22 protein-coding genes, 1 tRNA gene and 1 riboswitch are annotated in these 25,676 nt (G+C 62.9%); of the genes, 4 read left to right on the plus strand and 19 right to left on the minus strand.

Annotated features, from left to right (window positions below):
• Nucleotide 1: 1 nt before the first annotated feature.
• The 3 genes from AKG11_RS00545 to AKG11_RS00555 form a co-directional block, all read right to left on the minus strand.
• Complete coding sequence (locus AKG11_RS00545) at nt 2-1,657, minus strand: amino acid ABC transporter permease (protein WP_023513064.1); 1,656 nt, start codon at nt 1,655-1,657, stop codon at nt 2-4.
• 70 nt (nt 1,658-1,727) lie between these two features.
• On the minus strand, nt 1,728-2,474 hold the full coding sequence (locus tag AKG11_RS00550; RefSeq protein ID WP_050742598.1) for a transporter substrate-binding domain-containing protein: 747 nt from the start codon (nt 2,472-2,474) through the stop codon (nt 1,728-1,730).
• A gap of 350 nt (nt 2,475-2,824) precedes the next feature.
• Nucleotides 2,825-2,898 (minus strand) — tRNA-Gly (locus tag AKG11_RS00555).
• A gap of 178 nt (nt 2,899-3,076) precedes the next feature.
• Between AKG11_RS00555 and AKG11_RS35775 the strand changes: the two genes are divergently transcribed.
• Nucleotides 3,077-4,546, plus strand: coding sequence for an MJ1477/TM1410 family putative glycoside hydrolase (locus AKG11_RS35775; protein ID WP_050742599.1), 1,470 nt, complete (start codon nt 3,077-3,079; stop codon nt 4,544-4,546).
• Here the strand turns inward: AKG11_RS35775 and AKG11_RS00565 are convergent.
• From AKG11_RS00565 to AKG11_RS00595, 7 genes are all read right to left on the minus strand, one after another.
• A complete protein-coding gene (locus AKG11_RS00565; RefSeq protein ID WP_023512721.1) occupies nt 4,543-5,574 on the minus strand; it encodes a LacI family DNA-binding transcriptional regulator in 1,032 nt (343 codons plus the stop codon). The genes AKG11_RS35775 and AKG11_RS00565 overlap by 4 nt on opposite strands.
• Nucleotides 5,575-5,588: 14 nt before the next feature.
• A complete protein-coding gene (locus AKG11_RS00570) occupies nt 5,589-7,289 on the minus strand; it encodes an amylo-alpha-1,6-glucosidase (RefSeq protein ID WP_050742600.1) in 1,701 nt (566 codons plus the stop codon).
• Nucleotides 7,290-7,291: 2 nt separating this feature from the next.
• Complete coding sequence (locus AKG11_RS00575; protein WP_024270204.1) at nt 7,292-8,104, minus strand: carbohydrate ABC transporter permease; 813 nt, start codon at nt 8,102-8,104, stop codon at nt 7,292-7,294.
• On the minus strand, nt 8,097-9,041 hold the full coding sequence (locus tag AKG11_RS00580; RefSeq protein WP_024270205.1) for a carbohydrate ABC transporter permease: 945 nt from the start codon (nt 9,039-9,041) through the stop codon (nt 8,097-8,099). Before AKG11_RS00580 ends, AKG11_RS00575 begins: the two co-directional genes overlap by 8 nt.
• Nucleotides 9,042-9,132: 91 nt before the next feature.
• A complete protein-coding gene (locus AKG11_RS00585) occupies nt 9,133-10,365 on the minus strand; it encodes an ABC transporter substrate-binding protein (RefSeq protein ID WP_050742601.1) in 1,233 nt (410 codons plus the stop codon).
• 21 nt (nt 10,366-10,386) lie between these two features.
• Nucleotides 10,387-11,529, minus strand: coding sequence for an ABC transporter ATP-binding protein (locus AKG11_RS00590; protein ID WP_050742602.1), 1,143 nt, complete (start codon nt 11,527-11,529; stop codon nt 10,387-10,389).
• Between the two features lie 186 nt (nt 11,530-11,715).
• Nucleotides 11,716-12,825 (minus strand): 2'-deoxycytidine 5'-triphosphate deaminase, encoded by a 1,110-nt coding sequence (locus AKG11_RS00595; protein WP_023513315.1) that lies wholly within the window; start codon nt 12,823-12,825, stop codon nt 11,716-11,718.
• Between the two features lie 162 nt (nt 12,826-12,987).
• A riboswitch (SAM riboswitch) is annotated at nt 12,988-13,066 on the plus strand.
• A gap of 43 nt (nt 13,067-13,109) precedes the next feature.
• Between AKG11_RS00595 and AKG11_RS00600 the strand changes: the two genes are divergently transcribed.
• Both AKG11_RS00600 and apaG read left to right on the plus strand, forming a co-directional pair.
• On the plus strand, nt 13,110-14,294 hold the full coding sequence (locus AKG11_RS00600; protein WP_050742604.1) for an O-succinylhomoserine sulfhydrylase: 1,185 nt from the start codon (nt 13,110-13,112) through the stop codon (nt 14,292-14,294).
• Between the two features lie 126 nt (nt 14,295-14,420).
• On the plus strand, nt 14,421-14,813 hold the full coding sequence (apaG, locus tag AKG11_RS00605) for a Co2+/Mg2+ efflux protein ApaG (RefSeq protein WP_023516605.1): 393 nt from the start codon (nt 14,421-14,423) through the stop codon (nt 14,811-14,813).
• Nucleotides 14,814-14,830: 17 nt separating this feature from the next.
• Here apaG and AKG11_RS00610 read toward each other — a convergent pair whose 3' ends face one another.
• The 3 genes from AKG11_RS00610 to AKG11_RS00620 form a co-directional block, all read right to left on the minus strand.
• A complete protein-coding gene (locus AKG11_RS00610) occupies nt 14,831-15,823 on the minus strand; it encodes an Hsp33 family molecular chaperone (protein ID WP_037405932.1) in 993 nt (330 codons plus the stop codon).
• A 199-nt stretch (nt 15,824-16,022) separates the two neighbouring features.
• Nucleotides 16,023-16,934, minus strand: a complete 912-nt coding sequence (argF, locus tag AKG11_RS00615) for an ornithine carbamoyltransferase (RefSeq protein WP_024270207.1) — start codon at nt 16,932-16,934, stop codon at nt 16,023-16,025.
• Between the two features lie 79 nt (nt 16,935-17,013).
• Nucleotides 17,014-18,204, minus strand: a complete 1,191-nt coding sequence (locus AKG11_RS00620) for an aspartate aminotransferase family protein (RefSeq protein ID WP_023517494.1) — start codon at nt 18,202-18,204, stop codon at nt 17,014-17,016.
• Nucleotides 18,205-18,627: 423 nt separating this feature from the next.
• On the opposite strand from AKG11_RS00620, the gene AKG11_RS00625 reads away from it, so the two are divergent.
• Nucleotides 18,628-19,164 carry a GcrA family cell cycle regulator gene (locus tag AKG11_RS00625; protein ID WP_023511853.1) on the plus strand — a complete coding sequence of 179 codons (537 nt, stop codon included), beginning with the start codon at nt 18,628-18,630 and terminating at the stop codon, nt 19,162-19,164.
• Nucleotides 19,165-19,302: 138 nt separating this feature from the next.
• On the opposite strand, the gene phoB is transcribed toward AKG11_RS00625, so the two are convergent.
• The 6 genes from phoB to AKG11_RS00655 all read right to left on the minus strand — a co-directional run bounded on the left by phoB (nt 19,303) and on the right by AKG11_RS00655 (nt 25,578).
• Complete coding sequence (gene phoB / locus AKG11_RS00630; protein WP_023511852.1) at nt 19,303-19,986, minus strand: phosphate regulon transcriptional regulator PhoB; 684 nt, start codon at nt 19,984-19,986, stop codon at nt 19,303-19,305.
• 18 nt (nt 19,987-20,004) lie between these two features.
• Complete coding sequence (gene phoU / locus AKG11_RS00635; RefSeq protein ID WP_024270208.1) at nt 20,005-20,733, minus strand: phosphate signaling complex protein PhoU; 729 nt, start codon at nt 20,731-20,733, stop codon at nt 20,005-20,007.
• Between the two features lie 51 nt (nt 20,734-20,784).
• Nucleotides 20,785-21,600, minus strand: a complete 816-nt coding sequence (gene pstB, locus AKG11_RS00640) for a phosphate ABC transporter ATP-binding protein PstB (RefSeq protein WP_024270209.1) — start codon at nt 21,598-21,600, stop codon at nt 20,785-20,787.
• Nucleotides 21,601-21,613: 13 nt separating this feature from the next.
• Nucleotides 21,614-22,942 (minus strand): phosphate ABC transporter permease PstA, encoded by a 1,329-nt coding sequence (gene pstA, locus AKG11_RS00645; protein ID WP_023512170.1) that lies wholly within the window; start codon nt 22,940-22,942, stop codon nt 21,614-21,616.
• Nucleotides 22,939-24,423 carry a phosphate ABC transporter permease subunit PstC gene (pstC, locus tag AKG11_RS00650; protein ID WP_023512171.1) on the minus strand — a complete coding sequence of 495 codons (1,485 nt, stop codon included), beginning with the start codon at nt 24,421-24,423 and terminating at the stop codon, nt 22,939-22,941. Before pstC ends, pstA begins: the two co-directional genes overlap by 4 nt.
• 120 nt (nt 24,424-24,543) lie before the next feature.
• Nucleotides 24,544-25,578, minus strand: a complete 1,035-nt coding sequence (locus AKG11_RS00655; protein ID WP_023512172.1) for a substrate-binding domain-containing protein — start codon at nt 25,576-25,578, stop codon at nt 24,544-24,546.
• Between the last annotated feature and the right edge of the window lie 98 nt (nt 25,579-25,676).

Consider the following 25,676-nt stretch of genomic DNA (forward strand, 5'->3'; position numbering starts at 1 on the left):
GTCAGCGGTGTTTTGTGTCATACTTCTTCTCGATGAGGCTGATGAGGCTGGCAGCGGCCAACGTCAGCAGGATGTAGAGGATCGCCGCCGAGTTGTAGGGCGCAAACGGCAGGAAGCTCGCCGACTGGAACTCCCGCATGCGCTGGGTGATGTCGCGGATCGACAGGATCGAGAGAAGCGAAGTGTCCTTCAGAATGGCGATCAGCTCGTTGCCGAGCGGCGGAATGACGATGCGGAAGGCCTGCGGCAGGATGACGAGCCGCGCCGTCTGCCAGCGGTTGAGGCCAAGACTACCTGCCGCCTCGATCTGACCGGCCGGGATGGCGTTGATGCCCGAACGGAAGATTTCCGCAAGATAGGCGGAATAGGCAATCGCCATAGCAACGATACCGCGAACCAGATTCGGCGGATCGAAGACACCGGCCGTCGCATCCTTCAAGGCGCCGGAAAGCGGCAGGCCGACATAGAGCACAATGACGAGCATCGGAATGCCGCGGATCGTATCGACGATGAATTCCGAGCCGATGGACAGCGGATGGCGGCGATGCAGGAAGCCGCCGAAGGTCAAGAGGCCCGCCACGATGGCGATGACGGCAAAGGTGATGCCCGCGGCGCGGTCGCGATCGTTCAGCGCTTCGACCTGCCAGAGGCGCGGCCAATCGGCAGGCGCGGTGGCGGCGGGCAGCAGCGCGCCGCTGACGTCCTCCTTTTTACCGACGGCCTCGATCGCCTGCGCGGGCGTGACAAAGGTGCGCACCGGCGTCTCGGTAACCGGGCCACCCTCGTACTGCCCGAAGCGCACCGCGCCGATAAGGCCGGACGGGGTGCCGGTGATGATGCCGACCTTGCCCTCCAGCGTGCCGACCAGCACGTAGTTGTCGCGCGGCTGCATCAGGAACCAGGTGGAGAGCACGGCGAAAGCGAGAGTCATCGCCGCGAAGAAATAGAGGCTTTGGCGCGTATATCGCAGCTTCAGAAGCCCCACCCAGACGAGGCCGAGCATGGCCGCGAGGATATAGGCGGCGATGGCCGCGCGGATGGTCGTGGCGAGACCGGAAGCGAAAGCGAGATGCGCGAAGAGGAAGACAAAGACGAGGCCCGTGCCATTGACGAGGCCGAGCAGCCAGGCCCCTGCCCGGCGCAGGCGGCTTTCCGCTGGCACCCGCGCGCGACTGCCGGCAAAGGTAAGGCCGAGACCCGCGACGAGCAGCACGGCATAGGCCGGCCACAGCCAGGCCTCCACATCGCGCACCATCAAGTCGGCCGCCTCTGTCAGCTGGCGGGGCGTCGCGCCCTTGACGACGAGAGTGGACTTGAAGGGATCGACGCCGTTCGCGACGACCGAGGCGATGAAGGGATGGGCGAGATCGCCGGCAAGAATGGCCGCCGTCGCGAGAAGCCCGACAAGGCCGACAACCATCGTGAGACGCGGCCGCGCCATCGCACTGCGGGACAGGACGAGCACCGCAAAGCCGGCGGAAAAGGCAACGGTGAGCAGCAAGAAACCCGGCACGAACACGCCCGAGCCCAGCTCCACGCCCAGGATGGCACGCAGCGAACGCTGGTAGTCCGCGGAAGAGGCGAACAAATAGACGATGAAGGGCAGTGCAGCGAGGATGACCAGATTGCTGGGCCTCACGCTTCTGACGAACGACATTTTGGCCTCCGGCATCATGATCAAGAAGGATTGCCGAAAGCGCCCGCACCGCGCTTCCGGCAAAAGCCTCTTACTTGAGGCCCCAGTACTTGGCGATGAGCTGGTCGAGCGTGCCGTCGTCCTTGATCGCCTTCAAGCCCTCGTTGAAGGCGGCGACATTCTCGTCACCCTTGCGGAAGACCAGGCCGAGCGGGTCGGATTCGAGGTCCTTGATGGAGGCGACAAGGTCACCGGCAAATTCGCGCTCATAGGCGGCGGCATTGGCCCCGTTGATCACCACGCCGTCGACGTCCTTGTTCTTGAGCGCGATAATCGCCGCGCTAAAGCTGTCATAGGCGACGACATTCTCCTTGCCGACCACGCCTTCGGCAACCTGCGCATCCGTCGTGTTGGCCTGGGCGGAAAGCTTCTTGCCGTCAGCCTTGAATTTTTCCAGCGTGATGCCCTGATCCTCGGCCCGCGTCAGCACGGCCTGACTGTTGACGATATAGGGGTCGGAGAAATCCATCGCCTTCTTGCGCTCGTCGGTGATGGAGACACCCGAGGCCACGAGGTCGAAGCTGCCCTGGTCAAGCGCAGCGAAGATACCGTCCCAGCCGGTCGTCACGAATTCGGCCTGGCAGTTGATCTTGGCGCAGATGGCGTTGACCACATCCACATCGAAGCCGACGATCTGGCCGGAGGCCGGATCGACGCTTTCCATCGGCGGCGACGTGGTGTCGGAACCAACCTTCAGAAGCTTGCCGCCAAGATCGGCTGCATGCGCAGCACCCGCCGCGAAGACGGCAAGCGCGAGTGTTGCAACGAATTTTTTCATCTCTTCCTCCTCAACCGTCGGCGCCCGCCATGCGCGGAAGGTGCTCGACAAATCCCCTGAACGGACCACGCGCCCATCCGCAGCACCTCCTGCCACACATGGACCTCATCCTCGCTCCGTAAAATTGGTAACAAGGAATATAAACGTTTTCAAGATAAAATATAAACGTTTTTATTTCCGACCATGCATCGCGTGCGCCAAGATCGAAACAACGCTGGGCCTTGTCGCCATCATGGCTTCCGGCCAAGCGGATCATCCCAAAACCGGCAGGCCGAGACCACAACGGAAGCTGTAAAACCACACGAAAAAGAATCTGCTTGAATGTCGCGCAATGCCCTGAGAAACCGGGCTGGAGCGGGTAGCGGGAATCGAACCCGCGCGTTCAGCTTGGGAAGCTGACAGGCTACCATTACATCATACCCGCAAGGCAGCGCGACGGCGCAGTCATTCAACAGTTCGCCGGACGTGTCAAGCGAGGGGGCGGAGAAGCGTTGGCCGGCCGGCCGATTTCATGCTGCGCCGCGATGCCGGGCCGCTATCGCTCCGACCAGCCTGTGTTAGGGTGCCGCGGCGACACGCCCACCGCGACAAGACAGGACACGATGATCAAGTTCAAGACCTCCACCGGAACCGTCTCGGTCAACAACTGGGGCTACGAATTGCAGGGGCTGAACGGCAATGCCCTCGACCCCACCCTGCTCGCTTCGGCAACGCACGACCTCCTGGTAATCGATGCCTCGCGCGACGGAACCGATGCCGGACGGTTTTCCGCCGACGACCTCACCCGGATGAAGGACGGCATGGGCGGGCGCTCCGTCGTCGTCTCCTATACCTCGATCGGCGAAGCCTCCGATTTCCGCGACTACTGGCGTGACGGCTGGACGACCACGGGCATCGCAACGGGCAAACTGACCGACAAGGCACCCGACTGGCTGGGACCGGTCAATCCGGACTGGCCGGAAAGCCGCAAGGTCCGCTACTGGGATAGCGACTGGCAGAAGATCATCTTCAACGACAAGAAGACCGGCGAGGTGGACGCCATCGTCAAGGCCGGCTTCGACGCGGCCTATCTCGATATCGTCGACGGCTATTATTTCTGGGGTGCGGAAGTCTCGGCCAAGGACCGCGAAGCGGGCGATCCGAAGACCGTCAAGCAGGCGGCGCAAAGCATGGTGGATTTCATCGTCGCGCTGACAGACCACGCGCGCGAGACGAATCCCGATTTCTTCGTGATCCCGCAGAACGGCGCCTGGATCCTCAACGATCTCGGGTCCGACACTGCGCGCAAAAAAGCCTATCTCGACGCCATCGGCGGCATTGCGGTGGAGGACCTCTACTTTCGCGGCGACAAGGACGAGAACAATACGCTCCGTCCGGACGAGGAGACCATCGCGATCCTCAAACGCGATTTTCTCGACAAGGGCAAGCCGGTCTTCGTCGTCGATTACATCAACGGCGAAAAGCGGGTCGCCGACTTCAATAAACTGGCGCTGGAGGATGGCTTCATTCCCTTCGCCTCGCCCGATCGCGATCTCGACCGGCTGGTCGGCACCCATGACGGCGACCCGGCCTACATCAAGCCCTCGGCGAAGGCCGATGTGCTGCGCGGCTCCAAGCTCGCAGACACGATCCATGCGCTGGCGGGCGACGACAGGATCGACGGCCGGACCGGAAACGACTCGCTCTATGGCGGTGCAGGCAGGGACACGCTGACGGGTGGGGCTGGCGCGGACCGGCTCAAGGGTGGTGCCGGGGCCGATATTTTCGTCTTCAAGTCCATCAAGGAGACGACGGTCGCCGCCTCCGGGCGCGATACCGTCCTCGATTTTTCCCGGAAGGACGGCGACAGGATCGACCTGAAGGCTATCGATGCCAACACGAAATCCGGCAGCGACCAGGCGTTTGCCTTCATCGGCGCGCAGGCGCTCCACAAGAAGGCGGGCGAGTTGCGCTATGAGGCGAAGGGCGGCGACACCTTTCTCTCCGGTGATGTTGATGGAGACGGCAAGGCGGACTTTTCCATCCGGTTCAATGCCACCCTCGCCTTCGCGAAGGGCGATTTCATCCTCTAACCCTTTGCCAGCCGGTCGTCCGAACGCTCGATCAGTTTCGGCATGATGAGGGTCTGCAGCGCCTCGGGCGCTTCGCCCTCCATGCGGCGCAGGATGTAGTTGCCGAGCATTTCGCTCGGCTCGTGGATCGGCAGGAAATAGGTGGTGATCGGCGGCGCGAAGTACTGGCTGACATTGAGGTCGTCGGTCGCGTTGATGACGGCATCGCGGCCGTGCACGAGGCCGCGCGCGTGGAAACCGGAGAAGGCGCCGAGCGCCGAGGCCTCGTTGGCGCAGATGTAGGCGGTCGGCGGGTCTGCCAGCTCGGACATGTGCAGCACGTTTTCGCGGCCAAAGGCAGGGGTCAGGTGGCCGTGCGCGATGAGCGCGGGATCGAAGGCGAGGCCGGCGGTTTCCAGCGCCTGACGATAGGCTTGCAGGCGCGTCATCGCGTAGCTGAGCTCGGCCATCGGGTTGATCAGCGCGATGCGGCGATGGCCGCGTTCGGCAAGCCGCGCGACGGAGTGGCGGATCATCTGCTCGTTGTCGGCATCGACATAGGCATGCGGCGCGTTGCGGATCGTCGTGCCGTAGGTGACGAAGGGGAAATCCGCCTTCTGCATGATGCGCACGCGCGGATCGTCGGCCCTTGTGCCCGACACGATGATGCCGTCGGCCTTCTTCAGCGAGACGATTTGCTGGATGGTCGCAAGGCTTTCTTCGAAATTGCGCACGGCATAGAGCGAAACGCGGTAGGGGCTTTCCTCCAGCGCCCAGGAGATACCGCTGAGAAGCTGGGCGTATTCGACGCCTTCCCATTCGTTCTGCTTGGGGCCGGGCGCGGTCATGATCGCGGCGACCTGGTAGGTCTTTCCGGTGCGAAGCTGCACACCATGCATGTTGAGCTGGTAGCCGACGCGCTCGGCGGCGGCGACGACGATGGCGCGGGTTTCCGGCCGCACCTGCGGGCTGTCGTTCAGCGCCTTCGATACGGTGGCGATCGAAAGGCCCGTTTCCTGCGCGATGGTCTTGATCGTCGGTCTTTGCATCGCGTCTCGGCTCGCTACGGCTGGTCCTGGCTGAGGGAGGCGGCGAGGAGAATATAGGCGGCGGATGTCCAGGCGAACGCCCGGTCCCGCAAGCCCCTCCCCGACCGGGCATCGAAGTTCTCGGCCATACCGTTTTTGGAGGCAAGAGAACAGAACTTTTCCGCGATCGTCGTCGCAAGTTCCATTTCCCCTTGCCGGCGAAGGCCGTCCCAGAGCAGCAGCGTCGTCGGCGCCCAGATGGGGCCGCGCCAATAGCCGTCGTCCTCGTAGAGCGGGCTTTTAGGACTTTCCGTCGCCGGCCCCCATTCGGTGATGAAACCACCGTCCGTTAGCCGGGCAAGGAGTTTTTGCACGATCGCGCGCGGCAGGCGGTCGCCGAGGAGAAGCGGCATGAACTGAATGAGGTTCTGGTCGGGCAGCACGCACTGCGGATCGTCGGCGAGCCGGGCGCAAAACGTTTCGCCGGTCCAGAGGGTTTTGATCAGCAGGCTTTTCAAACCTTCCGCCTTCGCCCGCCAGGCGGCGGCGCGGACAGGCTCGTCTTCCAGAAGGGTGGAGAGCGTGTCGCAGGCGAGGATCAGAAAGGTCGGCAGATCGGGAGAGACGACGGGGCCGCCCTCGGCGAAGAAGGTGGCGTTGTCCCAGCCGCTATCGTTGCCGTGGAAATAGCCCGGCAGGTTTCCTTCGCCGGCGCGGGCGTGGGTGAGCCAGTAGTCGACCTGTTTTCCGATTTTGTCCCTGAGATAGGTTTTGCGTTCGGGCGTCAGGAAGCCGGGATGTTCGGCCTCGATCAGCGAGACGGCCCAGCCGTGCACCGGCGGCTTGGTGAAGGCGAAGAGCACGTCGCGGTCGTTGATGTAATCGGGCAGCAAGCCGGAGGCATCCTGATGGTCGAAGATGACGGCGAGCTGGTCAAAGGCGAGGCTTGCATCGGCTCCCGCGACGCCGAGCGCGGAAAAGGCGTTGTCCCAGCTCCAGATGTTGATCATGTGGTTCTTGGACATGTAGATCGCCGGCCGCGTCAGCACGCCGCCGGCCGGCACGCCATTCGCCCAGAGCAGGTAACTGGCGAGACGGTGCGCCTCCCCCTGCCCGGCGAGGGCTATTGGCATGCGCGTGCGCCAGCCGGCAAAATCCGCCGATGCGCCCGCCAGCGCATCCCCATAGCGTCCCGGATGCTCCGTGCACGGCACCGTGCGGAAGAAATCGACGCTGGCCTCGAAGGTTTTGCCGGAGAAGGAAAAGCTCACCTTTTCCGAATGGTCGCGCTGCCAGGCGCCGGTGACGTCGAGCGTACCCGTGACGGTGCGCGGGATGAATTTGACGTTTTCGACGGCCGCGACGAGGCACTGTTCGCCCTGCGGCGTGCGGTAGACGTAATCGTAACGCGAGCCTTCGAGGTGGAAGCGCACACCGGCCGCGACGCCGGCGACGTGTAGCCGCTCGCCCTCACCGATGACGAAGGCGACTTCGCCTTTGCCGATCCGCGCGACAAGCTTTTCAGGCGCGAGTTCGAAGATCGGCGTCGCCGGGTTGCCGGCCGCATCGAAAAACGCCACCCGGCAGAGGCGGCCGAGCGAGGGACGCTCGTCGCCGCCAGCGACAAAGCGGAGGTAGAGGGCACGTTCACCCTCGCCACCCGGTACCGCCATCATCGACAGGGTGAGGAAACGGCCCTTCCGGCTGAACGGGATATGGTCGATGTCGAAGAGCATCGTCACCCCTTGACCGAGGAGCCGACGGCGCCGTCCATGATGTAGCGCTGCGCCAGGAAGAACAGGGCGAGCGGCGGCAGGCAGAGCACGACGGTGATCGCCGCGATCGATGTCACGTCCACCTCATGCAGGCCCTTGAACATGGAGAGGCCGAGGGTGAGCGTGTACATGGACTGGTCGTTTAGGAAGATCAGCGGGCCGAGATAGTCGTTCCAGGCATTCATGAAGTGGAACGTGCCGACCAACACCAGCGCCGGCATCATCAGCGGCAGGTGAATGCGCCAATAGATATCGAAGGCATTGGCCCCGTCCATGCGCGCGGCCTCGTCGATCTCGACCGGCACCGTCATGATGTACTGGCGCAGCAGGAAGACGAAGAAGGCATCGGCGAAATAGGCGGGCACGATGAGCGGCTTCAACGTGTTGATCCAGCCGAGCAGGTTGAACTCCATGTAGAGCGGGATCATCTTCACATCCCACGGGATCATCATGGTGGCGAGCAGCAGGATGAACAGCGGATCACGGCCGGGGAACCGGAAGCGCGCGAAACCGTAGGCGACGAGCGACGACGAGATGAGCTGGCCGATGGTGGAGAAGGTGACGACGATCAGCGAGTTCGTGAGGTACGTGCCAAAGGGCTGCTTGTTCCAGGCGATGAAGAAGTTTTCAAAGTGCCATTCGGAGGGCCAGAAGACCGGAGGGAACTGGTAAAGGTCCGCCTGACTTTTGACGGCCGTCATGAAGGTCCAGTAGAAGGGCGCGATGAACAGCGCCGACAGCAGGATCAGCGCGGAGTAGAGCAGCGTCTTACGCATCGCGGTCGCCTCCCTTCACTTCGCCCTCGTAATAGACCCAGGCCGAGGACCAGCGCATGACGAGCAGGCTCAGCACCAGCACGATGAGGAACATCACCCAGGAGCCGGCGGCGGCATAGCCCATGTCGAAATACTTGAAGGCATTGTCGTAGATATACATGGCGAAGAAATAGGTGGAGCCGAGCGGGCCGCCCTTGGTCATCAAAAGCGCGATCGTCAGTTGCTGGAAGGCGGCGATGATCGAGGTGATGAAGGTGAAGAGCAGCATGGGACCGAGCATCGGCAAAGTGATGAACAGCATCTGTGCCCAGCCCGGCACGCCGGAGACGGTCGCCGCCTCGTAAAGCTCCTTGGGAATGGCCTTCAGGCCCGTCAGCAGGATCAGCATGGTGCCGCCGAACCCCCAGAGGCTGGCGATGATGATGGCGACGATGGCAAGGCCGGGTTCGCCGAGCCAGTTCGGCCCGTCCACGCCGACGAGCGACAGCATGAAGTTGAGGAGACCATATTCGCGACTGTAGATCCAGCTCCAGATCGTCACCAGCGCGACGCCGGAAATGACGCTCGGGAGATAAAAGGCCGTGCGGAAGAAGCCGCTGGCAAAGGTCGCGTGATGCAGCATCAGCGCGATGAGGAAGGACATGACGATGTTGAAGGGCACGTAGATCGCGGCAAACTTCACCGTGATCCAGAGGCTTTCCCAGAACTGCGGGTCGTCGAACAGCATCGTCCGGTAGTTGTCGAAGCCGATGAAGGTGCGCTCGCCGACGACCGGCCAGTCATGAAAACTCATGGTGAGCGAGAAGAGCAGCGGACCGAGGGTGAAAAACAAAAAACCCAGGATCCACGGGGAAATGAACAAATAGGCCGTCAGATGGCGCGAGAAGGCGGATCGCCGTTTCTGCACGACCTCGGGTACGGTTGTAGCAATGGTCACGTTTCACTCCCCCGGGACTTCGCTTTGGAACGAAAAGGGCGCCTTCTGCCCCTTCTCCCGGTAGAGAGAAGGGGACAGCAAGGAGGCGGGATTACTTCAGGAAACGTTGCGAGCGCTTCACGGCGTCGTCGAGATGCGCCTTGGCGTTGCCCTGGTCGATCATCGTCGCCTCGATGGCGCGGGCGAGGTTGTCCTGCACCTTGCCCCAGTTCCGGTTCTTCAGGAAGGCGTGTGTCTCGGTGTTGGAAGTCGCGAGGATATCGAAGAACGGCTTGTAGACCGGGTCCTTGGTCATGCCCTTCCCTTCCGCCACGCTGGTGCGGACCGGAAGGTCATTGGTGCGCATGGCGACCGCCTCCGGCGAGGAGAAGAACTTGACGAACTCCCAGGCAAGATCCGGCTGCTTGGCATCCTTCGCGATCGACATGGCCGAAACACCGAGCGCCGAATGGGCCGGCTTGTCGCCGAATTTTGGCAACGGCGCGACACCGTAGCTGAAGCCGGCGGAATCGATACCCGACTTCGACCACATGGCACTCTGGAACATGGCGATCTTGCCACCCTTGAAGAGCGTATCGCCGGACGTGTCGTCACCGACATGCAGCGTGGCAGCTTCTTCCTTCTTCGCCATGTCGCCGAACATGTCGAGCACCTGAACCGCCGCTTCGCTGTTCATGTTGCCATCGATCGTCTTGCCGTCGTCAGAGATGTACTTCGTGCCGTTCGACCAGAGGAATTGTTCGAAATCATAGGGATCCGGCTTCGCGTCGACCGCAAAGCCGTAGACCTTGTTCTCCTTGTTGCGGAACTTCGCCGCCTTGGCGCGCAGATCGTCCCAGGTCCAGCCGTCCTTCGGCTCTTCGACACCCGCCGCCTTGAACATGTCCTTGTTGTAGAACACGACCTGGGTCGTGAAACCCGCCGGCATGCCATAGGTCTTGCCCTCGACGCGGGTCGTGTTCATCAGACCTTGCGGAATGTCGTCCGGCTTGATCTCGGCGGCGTCCCTGGCGATCAGATCGTCGAGCGGCATCAGCGACGTGTAGTATTGCGGGAAGTTCCACATATACATGACGTCGGGCGGGCTGCCCGCACCGAAAGCGGCGACGAGCTTCTGGTCGTAGCCATCGGCATAGGGCTCAACTTGCACCTTTACGCCCGGATGCTTCTCCTCGAACTTCTTCGCGATGGCCTGCTGGATGGCAAGGCTCTCATCGGAATCCCAGGTCGCGAAGCGCAGCACGTCTTCAGCATGCACCGACACGCTGCCCGCCAGCAGGAAGGCAGCCAGCGAACCGGCGATGACTATCGTGTTCTTCCTCATTCCATTTCCTCCTTTACCGGGTCAGGCGACCCGCTTCCCCTTTTCGTTGACGATGAGCGCCTCGGTCTCCGCATCGAGGCGGCGGTGCACTGCCCGGCCTTCCGCGTCGAACAGGTAGCAATGCTGCGGCGGCAGGCAGAGATGGACCGTTTCGCCGTTGGCGACCGGATGCGTGCCGCGCACCACCGCCGTCATGTCGCGGCCGTCCTCGAGGCTCAGATGGACGTGGCTTTCCGTACCGAGCCGCTCGACGAGGCGCACAGTGCCGGCAAGCTCCCCTTCACTGGCCGGGACGATCTCGATCCTGTCCGGCCGGATGCCGAGCGTGACCTTGCCGGCAATCGCCGGGGTGGCGTCGGCTTCGAAGACGACCGGCTGCTTCAGGCCGCCGCCCGACAGCGTGATGTGCGTGCCTTCCTGCCCCGCGACCTCCGCCTCCACGAAATTCATGCGCGGCGAGCCGATGAAGCCGGCGACAAAGAGGTTGGCGGGCTGATAAAACAGCTCCAGAGGCGTGCCGAACTGGCTGACCTTGCCCTTGTCGAGCACGACGACACGATCGGAGAGCGTCATCGCCTCGACCTGGTCATGCGTCACATAGATCATCGTTGCGCCGAGACGGGCATGCAGCGCGGCAAGCTCGACGCGCATGGTGACGCGCAGGCCCGCATCGAGGTTCGACAGCGGCTCGTCGAGCAGGAAGAGTTTCGGCTCGCGCACGATGGCGCGACCGATGGCGACACGCTGGCGCTGACCGCCGGAGAGCTGGCGCGGCTTGCGGGCCAGCAGCTCCTTGATGCGAAGGATATCCGCGGCGCCTTCGACGCGGCGGTCGATCTCGTCACGCTTCATGCCGTTCAGCGCGAGACCGAAGGAGAGGTTTTTCCGCACGTTCATATGCGGGTAGAGCGCATAATTCTGGAAAACCATGGCGATGTCGCGCTTGGCGGAAGGCACATGGGTGATATCGCGCTCGCCGAGGCGGATGGCGCCGCCATCCAGCTCCTCGAGACCGGCAATGGAGCGCAGCAACGTGCTCTTGCCGCAGCCCGAGGGGCCGAGGAAACAGACGAATTCACCATCGGCGATTTCAAGGTCGATACCCTTCAGCACCTCCAGAGCGCCAAAACCTTTTCGGAGATTTTCGATGCGGATCGATGCCAACGGCGTCCTCCCTGTCGGCGAAACGTCCGGGCTCCCCAGCCCTTGTTAAACGTTTATATCATAATAAAAACGTTTAACTTAATTTGTAAAGCAGAAAATGAAATGCGAGAAACACCCTGCCGGACTGATGGTCACGGCAGGGGGCCGGCCACGATACGACCGGCGCAAGCTCTTGTGAAATTGGCGTTATCCGACGCGGAAATGCTTCGACAGCTTCAGGCCCTGCGCCTGATAGTTTGAGCCGAGGCCGGAACCGTAGAGGCCTTCGGGCGCACCCAGCATGTGCTCGTAGACGAGGCGGCCGACGATCTGACCGTGCTCCAGGATGAAGGGCACTTCATGGCTGCGCACTTCCAAGACGGCGCGGCTGCCGGAGCCGCCCGCCGGGGCATGACCGAAGCCGGGATCGAAGAAACCGGCATAATGGACGCGGAATTCGCCGACGAGCGGATCGAAGGGTGTCATTTCGGCGGCATAGAGCGGCGGGACGTGAACGGCCTCGCGGGAGACGAGGATATAGAACTCATCAGGATCGAGGATCAGTTCGTTGCGGCCGCGGCTGAACAGCGGCTCCCAGAAATCGAAGATGTCATGCTGGTTCTTGCGGTCGACATCGACGACGGACGTGTGGTGCTTGCCGCGATAGCCGATGAGCCCATCCGGGCCGGTGCCCTTGAGGTCGATGGAAAGCGCGATGCCGCCGCCGGAGACGTTCGGCGTCTCGCTGGCGACAAGCGTGTCCGTGCCGTGGAGGGCGAGCAGCTCGCTTTCACCGAGCAGGGCATTGCCCTTGCGAAAGCGAACCTGCGACAGACGCGAACCGCGACGCACGACGATGGGGAAGGTGCGTGGCGAGATCTCGAGATAGAGCGGGCCGGAATAGCCGGCTGGAATCTTGTCGAATTCCTGCGCGCGATCGGTGATGACGCGGGTGAAGATGTCGAGGCGGCCGGTGGAGCTCTTCGGATTGGCGGATGCCGCCAGTTCCGCCGGCAGGTCGAGGCTTTCCATCAGCGGCACGATATAGACGCAACCCGTCTCCAGAACCGCGCCGTCGGTGAGGTCGATGACGTGCAGCTTCAGCCGGTCGAGCTTGTCGGCAACGAGGTGGGACGGGCCCGGCAGGAAACTCGCCCGGACGCGAAAAGCCTTTGCGCCGAGCCGCAGGTCGAGACTTGCAGGCTGGATCTGGTCGTCATCCAGCGCAGCCTCGCTCTTCAGCCGGCCACTTTCGAACAAGCCGCGAATGGCGCTGTCCGCCAGAATGCCCGTGCTGCGCGTTGCAGAACCACTCATCGTCATACCGTCCCGTCACAGCAGCGGGCCAGATGCTCCGGCCGCCTGCTTTTCGTATCGTTTCTTCCGAAAGCCGATGCCCACGTTTCGGAACAATACCCGGAAGGCCCGCACAAAACCAAATGCCGCCAATTGACGCAAGCGCGGGGGCGCAGTATTAGCAGATTATCCCGTGGTGATTTGGCCGGCCGGCTTGCAGCCACGTAAAACAAGTAGCTAAAAAGGCCGGGTTCGAAACCGGCCTGCTTTTGCGGCCGGTTTTTTTGTTTGAAGGCGACGATCACATGAGCAAGTCCTGGCGCCCGGCCACCCAACTCGTTCACGGCGGAACCACCCGTTCCCAGCACGGTGAAACCGCAGAAGCAATCTTCCTCACGCAAGGCTTCGTCTACGACACCTCGGCGGCGGCCGAAGCCCGCTTTAAGGGCGAAACCGACGGTTTCATCTACGCCCGCTACGGCAGCCCGACCAACGACATGTTCGAAAAGCGCATGTGCATGCTGGAAGGCGCCGAAGATGCGCGCGCCACCGCGTCAGGCATGGCCGCCGTTACCGCCGCAATCCTCTGCCAGCTCAAGGCCGGTGACCATATCGTGGCCGCCCGTGCGCTCTTCGGTTCCTGCCGCTGGGTGGTCGAGACGCTCGCGCCGAAATACGGCATCGAATGCACGCTGGTCGACGGCCGCGACCTTTCCAACTGGGAAAAGGCCATCCAGAAGAACACCAAGGTGTTCTTCCTCGAAAGCCCGACCAACCCGACGCTTGAAGTGATCGACATTGCGGGCGTCGCCAAACTCGCCAACCAGATCGGCGCCAAGGTCGTGGTCGACAACGTCTTTGCGACACCGCTCTTCCAGAAGCCGCTGGAGCTCGGCGCACATGTCGTCGTCTATTCGGCCACCAAGCATATCGACGGCCAGGGCCGCTGCCTTGGCGGCGTGGTGCTTTCGGACAAGCAGTGGATCGACGAGAACCTGCACGACTACTTCCGCCACACCGGCCCGGCCATGTCGCCGTTCAATGCCTGGACGCTTCTGAAGGGCATCGAAACGCTGCCGCTTCGCGTCAAGCAGCAGACCGAGAATGCGAGCCGCATCGCGGACTTCCTCGCCGACCAGAGCCAGGTCGCCCGCGTGATCTATCCGGGCCGTAAGGACCATCCGCAGGCCGACATCATTGCCAAGCAGATGACGGGCGGCTCGACGCTCGTCTGCTTCGAGTTGAAGGGCGGCAAGGACGCGGCCTTCGCACTGCAGGACGCGCTGGAGGTCGTAAAGATCTCCAACAATCTTGGCGACGCCAAGAGCCTCATCACCCATCCGGCGACGACGACACACAAGAACCTCACCGACGAGGCGCGCGCCGAGCTCGGCATTTCGGCCGGCACGGTGCGCCTTTCGGCGGGTATCGAGGACAGCGAAGACCTGCTCGAGGATTTCGCGCGGGCACTTTCCAGGGTCAAGGCCTGAGCCCTTCGCCAGAGCGATGGACAAATACGGAAGCACCGGCCGAGGAGGCCGGTGCTTTCTCTGCTTATCCTTGACGAAACCACATTCGTGTAGAATAGCAGAAGCTAATCAGTTCAAGGCTTGCCTATGTATCGTGCGCTGACCCGCGACATCGAAGTGACCGTAGAGCCGTATTACCTGGCCGACCAGTCCGACCCCGACGACAGCCGCTATGTGTGGGGATACCGGGTGGTCATCGCAAACCATTCCGACGTCGCCGTCAGGCTGATGACACGCTACTGGCACATTACCGACCAGAACGGCCAGGTCGATGAAGTGAACGGCCCCGGCGTCATCGGCGAGCAGCCAGTGCTGCGCCCCGGCGATACTTACGAGTACTCTTCTGGCTGCCCGCTCGAAACACCCTCGGGCATCATGTTCGGCCGCTACCGTATGGAAGCGGAGAACGGCGAAGCCTTCGACGTCGCCATTCCCGCCTTTTCGCTGGATACGCCCGGGCAGGCGCGCACCCTCAACTGAGGGCGGAGAAAATCCCCCTACTGCGGCAGGACTTCCGCCGCCTCGAAGCGGTAGGTCGTCGAGCAGAACTCACAGGTAACCGCGATCTCGCCCTTGTCGTCGGCGGTATGCGCGATTTCCTCGGCACTGAGACCGGCCAGAACACCCTTCAGCTTCTCGCGCGAGCAAGAGCAGCGATCGAAGACCTGCTGCGGCTGGTAGACGCGCACGCCCCGCTCGTGGAAAAGGCGGAACAGCAGCCGTTCGGTGCCGACATTGGGATCTGTCAGCTCGTCTGCGTCGATCGTTTCGACCATGGCCTTGGCTTCGGCCCAGTTGTCGTCATCGGCGATCTTGTGCCCGGCCTCCTCGCCGTCGCCGCCCGGAAGATCGGCCTGGCGCATGCGCTCCGGCGCCTGAGGCAGGAACTGCGCGACCATGCCGCCCGCTCGCCAGCGATGGCGCGCCTTGCCAGCGGCATCGCGGTCGTAGAGTTCGGCAACGCCGAGGCGCACCTTGGTCGGAATCTGCTCCGACTGGCGGAAATAGACGCCGGCGATCTCCTCCAGCGTATGTCCGTCGAGCGGCACGATGCCCTGGTAGCGCTGGGTATGCGCGCCCTGGTCGATGGTGAAGGCGAGAATACCCTTGCCGAGAAGCTCGTGCGGCTCCGTTGCACCGGCGGCAATCGCAGCGTCAAGCGCCGCCTGGTCGAAGCGGGCGTAGGCGCGGACATTTTCCGGAGCAGAGAAATCGGCCACCAGCAGATCGACAGGGCCGTCGCCCTTCGTCTGGACGATCAGCTTGCCCTCGAATTTCAGCGAGGTGCCGAGCAGCACGGTGAGCGTGATCGCCTCGGCAAGCAGCCGGGCGACGGGCGCGGGATAGTCGTGCCGACCGAGAATGCCGTCGAGCATCGGGCCAAGCTGCACGGCGCGGCCGCGCACATCAAGGCCATCCACCTGGAACGGCAGGACATGGTCATCGCCGGTAAAACCGGGTTCACCGAGTTTCAGGGCATTTTCAGCCATCATCATTCTGCTCCTTGCACGCTTCGGCCCCGCCGAGGCCATGGGCCCGGCCTGCTGCCGACAGGCGTTCTACCGTGATATCGCACTCGCTCTTGCCCGATCATTCCACACCGGGCAGGCATGCGCCAGAGAAAGCGCCTCGCGACGCTCCGTGATGGCCCCTAGATCGTGCCGCTGGCGGCATTTTTCAAGATGAGCGTCAGACGACGCCGAAGCACCAGGCGAGGATCGACTTCTGCGCATGGAGGCGGTTTTCCGCCTCGTCGAAGACCACGGACTGCGGGCCGTCGATCACCTCGTCGGTCACCTCTTCGCCGCGGTGGGCGGGCAGGCAGTGCATGAAGAGCGCATCCTTGCCGGCGCGCTCCATCAGCTGCTTGTTGACCTGGTAGGGCTGGAAGATGTTGTGGCCACGGGCGCGATGCTCCTGGTTCATCGACACCCAGCAGTCGGTGACGACGAGGTCGACGCCGTCGACGATCGCCTCGGGATCATGGCCGAGCAGGATGTCGCCGCCATTGTCGCGCGCCCAGTTCAGGATCTTGTCGTCCGGCTCGGAGCCCATCGGCACGGCCATCTTCATCTTGTAGCCGAAGCGGGCGGAACCCTCGACAAAGGAATGCAGCACATTGTTGCCGTCGCCCGTCCAGGCGAAGGTCTTGCCCTTGGTGGAGCCGCGATGCTCCTCGAAGGTCATGATGTCGGCCATGATCTGGCAGGGATGCGTCATGTCCGTCAGCGCGTTGATGACGGGCACGGTGGCGTGTTCGGCAAGCTCCAGCATGCGTGCATGGTCCGTCGTGCGGATCATGATGGCATCGACATAGCGCGACAGGACCTTCGCCGTGTCGCCGATCGTCTCGGCGCGGCCAAGCTGCATTTCCGTACCCGACAAGAACAGCGTCTCGCCGCCGAGCTGACGCATGCCGACGTCGAAGGAGACGCGGGTTCGCGTGGAGGGCTTCTCGAAGATCATCGCAAGCATCTTGCCGGCAAGCGGCTTGGCTTCCGTGCCAGCCTTGCTGGCAGCCTTGCGCGTGTGCGCATCGTCCATGATGACGCGAAGATCGCTTTCCGAAACGGCGGAAAGATCGAGAAAATGCTTGGCCATGATATGTCCTGTCTGTCCCGGGATCCTTTTGTGGCTGCAGCGCCTCTGGCGCGCCATCACGACGCACGGCGCTGCAGGCCTATGCGGCCTTGGCAGCCGTGAGTTTTTCCGCAGCGCGCTCGATGCGGGCAAGCCCCTCGCGCGCTTCCTCCGCGGTCACGGTCAACGGCGGCAGCAGTCGCAGCACATTGTCGCCGGCCGGCACGGCAAGCAGGTTTTCCGCCCGCACGCCCTTCAGGAGATCGGCGACCGGGATTTTTGCCTTGATGCCGAGCATCAGGCCCTCGCCGCGGACATCCTCGATGACATCGGGGAAGCGATCCTTCAGCGCGGCCAGCCCCTGGCGGAAGACAAGCGCGACATCACGCACATGCTCGAGGAATCCGTCTTCCAGCACCACGTCCAACACGGCGTTGCCGACGGCCATGGCAAGCGGGTTGCCGCCATAGGTAGAGCCGTGCGTACCGGCAACCATGCCGGCCGCCGCCTCGTTCGTGGCAAGGCAGGCACCGAGCGGGAAACCGCCGCCGATACCCTTGGCAATCGCCATGATGTCAGGCGCGACCCCTGCCCATTCGTGAGCGAAGAGCCGCCCCGTGCGACCGACGCCGGTCTGCACCTCATCGAGGATGAGCAGCAGGCCGTATTCGTCACAGAGCTGGCGCAGCTCCTGCATGAACTCCTTCGACACCGGGCGCAGCCCGCCCTCGCCCTGCACCGGCTCGATCAGGATACCGGCCGTTTCCTCGGTGATCGCGTCCTTGACGGCCGTGATGTCGCCGAAGGGGACCTTGAGAAAGCCCGGCGCCTTGGGGCCGAAGCCCTCGATGTATTTTTCCTGACCGCCGGCGGCGATCGTCGCGATCGTGCGCCCGTGGAAGGCACCCTCGAAGGTGATGATGTGGTACTTGCCGGGATGGCCCTTGGCAAAATGGTAGCGCCGGGCGGTCTTGATCGCACATTCCAGCGCCTCTGCACCTGAATTGGTGAAGAACACCTTGTCGGCGAACGTGGCCTGCGTCAGCCGGCTGCCAAGGCTTTCCTGGCCCGGAACCTCATAGAGGTTCGACAGGTGCCAGACCTTGTCGGCCTGTTCCTTCAGCGCGGCGACGAGATGAGGATGCGCATGGCCGAGCGAGTTAACGGCAACACCGGCGGCAAAATCGAGATATCGCTCGCCATCTTCGGTGGTCAGCCACACGCCCTCCCCGCGCGTGAACCGGAGCGGCGCACGCATGTAGGTTTCATAGAGCGGCGCGACATCGGCCATGCGCGGATCCTCCGAAAAGAGATGCGGAAAAACAGAAATGCAACTTGACTTTTCCAAGCCTCAGAAAAACCAAAAGCCGCCTTTCGGCGGCATGCCGCACTATCAGCATTTCATGTTGGGATGTCAACAAAATCGCACCCGAAATGGCGCTGAACATCCCGCAAGGTGAGGATTCGCGACACGCATGGAAGGTGTCTCTATCGAGTCACACCCGACCAGCAAGTTGGGGAAAACTCCGAAATCGATTCGCCCGGATTCCGGCGACTCTTGTCACAGAGTCCACCGGTCTCTAGGTTAAAGACCAATTACTAGACTGCATGCGGCGGAACTAGTCAGCAAGAGAGTTAGGGCGTTCAGGTTCCGGACCCGTCCGGAGCACGACGAGGGATTCCCGCATCCTGAACGCCGAGCGGAGACAAAAACATGAACTGGACAGACGAGCGCGTCGAGAAACTCAAGAAGCTCTGGAGCGAGGGCCTGAGCGCGAGCCAGATCGCGGCGCAGCTCGGCGGCGTCAGCCGCAATGCCGTCATCGGCAAGGTGCACCGGCTGAATCTGCCCGGTCGCGCCAAGGCCGGCGGCACCCAGACCGCGACACGCGCCAAGCGTCCGGCTCCGGCGACGCCGCGTCCGTCGAACTTCGCTGCCCGTCCCGTCGCCGCCCGCCCGGTCGCCCGTCCGGCCGGCAACGCCATTGTCAAGGAAGAGATCGACGCCGATTTCGAAATGCAGGCAGAGACCCTTCCGGTTCCGGCCAACCGCAACAACGTGGTCGTACCGATGTCGCGTCGTCTCGAGCTGACCCAGCTCACCGAGCGCACCTGCAAGTGGCCGATCGGAGACCCGCTCAACGACGACTTCCACTTCTGCGGCAACGAGTCCCCCGACAATTCGCCCTACTGCACCTACCACCAGCGCCTCGCCTACCAGCCCTCGGCCGAGCGCCGCCGGATGCGATAACATCTACCACGGCAGAAAATGCGATGCGGGCCCGAAAGGGTCCGTTTTCGTTTGAGATGGCGCTGCCTCTACTATTCCCCCAAAACGCAAACAGGCCCCTGAGGGCCCATTTCCGTCCTTGGGAGGAATTCCGTTCGCTCAGGTTTCCAGCGAATAGCCGGCGCCGCGGACCGTACGGATGACGTCCTGCATGTTGGCGAAGTTGAGCGCCTTCCGCAGACGCCCGACATGCACGTCGACGGTGCGCTCGTCGACATAAATGTCATGGCCCCAGACCCCGTCGAGAAGTTGCGAGCGCGAGAAGACGCGGCCGGGCGAGGTCATCAGGAACTCCAGAAGGCGGAACTCCGTCGGGCCAAGGCGAACCTCGCGGGTGCGACGATGGACGCGGTGCGTCTCGCGGTCGAGCTCGATGTCGCCGCAGCGCAGCACCGTCGAGACAACCTCGGGCTTGGCACGGCGCAGCATCGCCCGCACGCGGGCAACCAGTTCCGGCGTCGAGAAGGGCTTGACGACATAGTCGTCCGCACCGGTGGCAAGCCCGCGCACGCGCTCGCTCTCCTCGCCGCGCGCCGTCAGCATGATGATCGGCAGGCGTTCGGTTTCCGGGCGCTGGCGCAGGCGTCGGCACAACTCGATGCCGGAAACGCCCGGAAGCATCCAATCGAGGATGAGGAGATCCGGCATGCGCTCCTGCAAGCGCATCTCGGCCTCGTCACCGTTCAGGATCGTATCGACCTCGAAACCTTCCGCTTCCAGATTGTAACGGAGGAGAACGCTCAGGGCCTCCTCGTCTTCCACGACGGCAATTCTGGGCACCATGGAGTTGAACCTTGCTCTTTACTCGGACGCGTCGGCGACATCGGCCGCGACGACGGAGGTCGAGGTATCGTCCTTCGGACGCTCACCCTCCGGCTGCGAGCCTGTTGCCATGTAGTAGATGGTTTCGGCGATGTTGGTCGCGTGGTCGCCGATGCGCTCGATATTCTTGGCGCAGAACAGGAGATGCGTGCAGGGCGTGATGTTGCGCGGGTCTTCCATCATGTAGGTCAGGAGTTCGCGGAACAGCGAGGTATAGATCGCATCGATCTCGTCGTCGCGCTCGCGGATCGCCTTGGCCTTCTCGATCGAGCGGGTGGCATAGACGTCGAGCACTTCCTTGAGCTGCATCAGCGCGAGCTCGGCGAGATGCTCCAGGCCGCGGGCGAGCTTGCGGGGCATGCCCGAACTTTGGACGGCGATGACGCGCTTGGCGGTGTTCTTTCCGAGATCGCCGACGCGCTCCAGTTCGGCCGCGATACGGATCGCGCCCATGATTTCGCGCAGGTCCGCCGCCATCGGCTGGCGCTTGGCGATGGTGACGATCGCCTTGTCGTTGATCTGGCGCTCTGCCGTATCGAGGATGACGTCCTCGGAGATCACCTTCTGGGCCAGCGCCGCGTCGGTCGTGACGAGGGCGCGGACGGAATCGGCGACCATCTGCTCGGCGGTGCCGCCCATTTCGGAGATGCGGCGGGAGAGGTATTTCAGTTCTTCGTCGTAGATGGAGACGATGTGGCTCGATGACATGGCTCAGTCCTTAATGCGCTCGGGTTCCAGGGATGCTCGGCGACGAAGGCGTCAGCCGAAGCGGCCCATGATGTAGTCCTGCGTGCGCTGGTCATCCGGGTTGGTGAACATCTTGTCGGTGTCGTTCTCCTCGACGAGGTTGCCGAGGTGGAACATGGCGGTGCGCTGCGAGACGCGGGCCGCCTGCTGCATCGAGTGCGTCACGATGACGATGGTGAAGTTCGCGCGCAGTTCATGGATCAGTTCCTCGACCTTGGCGGTCGCGATCGGGTCGAGCGCCGAGCAGGGCTCGTCCATGAGGATGACTTCCGGGCTGACGGCGACGGCGCGGGCGATGCACAGGCGCTGCTGCTGGCCGCCGGAAAGGCCCGTGCCGCCTTCATGCAGACGATCCTTCACCTCGTTCCACAGGCCGGCCTTCTGAAGGCTCTGCTCGACGATGGCGTCCATATCGGCCTTCCCCTTGGCAAGACCGTGGATACGCGGGCCATAAGCGACATTCTCGTAGATCGACTTCGGGAACGGGTTCGGCTTCTGGAAGACCATGCCGACGCGGGCACGCAGCTCCACGACGTCGATGTTCGGATCGTAGATATCGTCCGTATCGAGCGTGATGCGGCCGGTGACGCGGCAACCGTCGATCGTGTCGTTCATGCGGTTCAGCGTGCGCAGGAAGGTCGACTTGCCGCAGCCCGACGGGCCGATAAGGGCGGTCACCGTGTTTTCGCGAACATTGAGGTTCACATCGTAGAGGGCGCGCTTCTCGCCGTAATAGACCGAGACGTCCTTGCCGATCATCTTGTAGGAAATGTCGTTCATTTTCTTGTCCAGCGCTTTCTCGACTGCTGCTTCTGACATCATGTTCATATGACCGGTCCTTCTACCAGCGCCGTTCGAAACGGCGGCGCAACAGGATGGCGCCAACATTCATGAGGATGAGGAAGATGAGGAGCACGATGATGGCTCCGGAGGTGCGCTCGACGAAGGCGCGTTCCGCCTCGTTGGCCCACATGTAGATCTGCACCGGAAGCGCCGTCGCAGGGTCCATCGGCGTTGCCGGAACATCGGCGACGAAGGCGACCATGCCGATGAGAAGCAGAGGGGCAGTTTCACCGAGTGCGTGAGCAAGACCGATGATCGTGCCTGTCAGGATGCCGGGCATCGCGAGCGGCAGGACATGGTGGAACACGGTCTGCATCTTCGAGGCACCGAGGCCAAGCGCAGCCGAGCGGATCGATGGCGGCACGGCTTTCAGCGCGGCACGGGTCGCGATGATGATCGTCGGCAGCGTCATGAGGGTCAGCACCAGGCCGCCGACGAGGGCCGCCGAGCGCGGGAAGCCCGCGAAGTTGACGAAGACAGCAAGGCCGAGAAGACCGTAGACGATGGACGGCACGGCGGCGAGATTGTTGATGTTCACCTCGATAAGGTCCGTGAACCGGTTCTTCGGAGCGAACTCCTCCAGATAGATCGAGGCAGCGACACCGATCGGCAGGGAGAGCACGAGCACGATCAGCATCATGTAGAGCGAGCCGATCGCTGCGACACCAACGCCGGCAGCCTCCGGACGGCTCGATGCGCCATTGGTGAAGAGGCCGGTGTTGAAATGTTTGGCGAGCGCGCCGCTTTCGGCGAGCGTGTTCATCCAGCCGACCTGCTTGTCGGAGACCTTGCGGTTCGTTTCCGGCACGGCGAGGTCGATCTGGCCCTTGAAGGCGGAGTCGAGGTCACCATGGGCAAGGAACGTCACGGTCTTCGTCGTGCCGATGATCGCGGGATCGGCGGTGACGAGATCGCGCAACTGCACGCGGACGCTGTCCGAAATCATGCCGTTGACCGCCTTCAGGCCGGCCCGGTCCTTTTCGTCGACGCCCAGCACCTTGGCGAGCGCATTGCGGGCAACGATCGGGTAGTTCGCCGTAACCAGCTTCTGCGGGTTGGTGGCACGCTCGTTGTTCTTGTCGATGACCTGTTCGGAGAACTCGACCGGAATGGTGATCATCGTCTGCTGAAACGCGGTGTAGCCCTTGGAGACGACCGAAAACAGCAGGAGGAACAGGAAGAGCAGACCGAAGGCAATCGCAGCCATGCCGTAGAGGCGGAAGCGGCGTTCGGCGGCATAGCGGCGACCAAGGCCGATATCGCGGCGTTCGGGTTTGGCGGCAACGCCGAGGGCGGCCATCGAAGGGCTCGTGGAGACCTGGCTCATTCGTACTGCTCCCGGTATTTGCGCACGATGTAGAGGGCGTAGATGTTAAGGCAGAGCGTGATGACGAAGAGCGTAATGCCGAGCGCGAAGGCCACCAGCGTCTGAGGCGAGGTGAATTCGAGGTCGCCCGTCAGCTGGTTGACGATCTTGACCGTCACCGTCGTCATCGGTTCGAAGGGGTTGAGCTGCATGCGGGCGGCAACACCGGCGGCAAGCACCACGATCATGGTTTCGCCGACGGCACGCGAGGCGGTCATCAGCAGCGCGCCGACGATGCCCGGCAGGGCGGCCGGCAGGATGACGCGCTTGATGGTCTCCGACCGCGTCGCGCCGAGGCCGAGCGAACCATCACGCAGGGCGCGCGGAACGGCGGTGATGATATCGTCCGACAGCGAGGAGACATAGGGGATCAGCATGATGCCCATGACGATGCCGGCGGTCAGCACGCTCTGCGCCTGGATGAAGTTGGCATAGTTGCCGGTGACGAGGCCGTTCAGCTGGGCGGAGATGTCGCGCAGGAACGGGCCGACCGTGATGAGGGCAAAGAAGCCGTACACGATGGTCGGGATGCCGGCGAGCACTTCGAGCAGCGGCTTGGCGATCGAGCGGACCGTGCGCGAGGCGTATTCCGACATGTAGATGGCGGCGAAGAGACCGACCGGCACGGCGACGAGCATGGCGACGAAGCCGATGTAAAGCGTGCCGGCAAGCAGCGGGATCAGGCCAAACTGACCGGAGGAATCCGTGGCACCGGCAGCAGCGAAACGCGGATCCCAGGTCGTACCGAAGAAGAATTCCCAGGCCGGAACCATGTTGAAGAAGCTGATCGCCTCCGTCGCCATCGAGGCAACGATGCCGACTGTCGTCAGGATCGCGATCGACGAAGCAACGATGAGGCCGACCAGCATGACGCCTTCGACGCGGTTGCGGGCGCGGAACTTCGGCGCGATCGCGCGGTAGGCGAAAGCGCCGCCGGCAAGTGCGGCAACCACGACCAGGATCGACAGGAAGGTGCTGCTTGCCGTCGTCATGCGGTTGAGATCGTCGGCAGCCGTCAGCATGTAGGGCGCAGGATCCGCGGCGAGCGGCACGCCCTTGCTGCCGAGCACCTGGCGGGCGGCGGCACCGTCCTTGAACAGCGCATCGCGCTCCTCGGCGGAGAGCAACTTGAAGCCGCGGGCGATGGCGCCGATCATGTTGTAGTTGAGGTTCTGCGTCGCCTGCGGCTCGGCCTTCACCTCATCGGGAAAGCCGGCGCGAACCGTCGAGCCGATATAGATCGGGCTCGCGATGATCCAGACCAGCAGGAGGGCGATGGCCGGAAGCATGGACCAGATGGCGACGAAGGAGCCGTAGTAACCCGGCCGGGAATGAAGATTGGAAAGTTTGCCGCCGGCAAGCGCGTTGGCGCGCCAGCTGCCAATAAGATAGCCCACCACGCCGATCACGGCGACGACGAGCAGAAGAAGGGAAATACTCATTGAGGAAATTCTCCCGGCGAGACCACCCGCCCCGACCTTTCGACAGACGCGGGCAAAACCGCCCGAAAGAGAGCGGCCGGCGCGGCCTCTCCTGAGAGAAACCGCGCCGGCCGAAGCCAGTTACATGATCTTGCCGTCGACGAAGGCCTTGCGGATCTCTTCGCGCTCGGCATCCGGAGCGGCGACGAGGCCGTATTCAGCCAGCGGGGAGTCCGGGCCGATCATGTCGTCGCTCGTGAAGAACTCGACATATTCCTTCAGGCCCGGGATGACGCCGAGATGCGCCTTCTTGACGTAGAAGAACAGCGGACGGGAAACCGGGTATTCGCCGGAAGCGATCGTCTCGGTCGACGGAACGATGCCGCTGACGGTGGCAACCTTCAGCTTGTCGGCGTTGTTTTCGTAGAAGGACAGACCGAACACGCCGATACCGGACTTGTTGGCGGCGATACGGGCGAGCGTTTCCGTGTAGTCGCCGTCGATGTCGACAGCCAGACCGTCCTTGCGAACGGCGACGCACTTGGAATGCTGTTCCTTTTCATCGGCAACGGCAGCCTTGATGACGTCCTGGGCGCCCGAGTCCTTGCAGCCCTTGGCGAGGATCTTCTCTTCGAAGACTTCGCGGGTGCCGTGCTTTTCGCCCGGGATGTAGGCGGCGATTTCGGCGTCCGGCAGGTCCTTGTTGACTTCCGACCACTTCTTGTAGGGGTTGGCAACAAGCTTGCCGTCGACGACGACTTCGGCGGCGAGCGCCTGGTAGAGATCCTTCGGCTCGAGCTTCAGGTCGGCATTGCCGCTGTCGGTGGCGAAGACGATGCCGTCATAGCCGATCTTGACTTCCTGGATCTCGGTCACGCCGGCCGCCTTGCAGGCCTCAACTTCGCTGTCCTTGATCGGGCGCGAGGAGTTGGCGATGTCGATGGTGTTCGGGCCGACGCCCTTGCAGAATTCCTTCAGACCGCCCGAGGAGCCGCCGGATTCGACGATCGGGGTCTTGAAGTCGGGGAAGGTCTCGCCGAACGTCTCGGCGACAATCTTGGCATAGGGAAGAACGGTGGAGGAGCCGGCGATCTGGACCTGGTCGCGCGCAACGGCAACGCCTGCGAATGCGGCGGAGGCAACGAGCGCCGCAACAGTGAGCTTAAGAGATTTCATCTGGGTTCTCCCGAAGAGGACATGTGTGGTGCGCTGTTCTGCGCTCTCTGCCGTTGACCGGCGGCTCTTCTCTAGCCCCCGTTCGCCCTCTCTTTTAT

This window comes from Shinella sp. SUS2 (genome assembly GCF_001262505.1).
Taxonomy (GTDB): Bacteria; Pseudomonadota; Alphaproteobacteria; order Rhizobiales; family Rhizobiaceae; genus Shinella.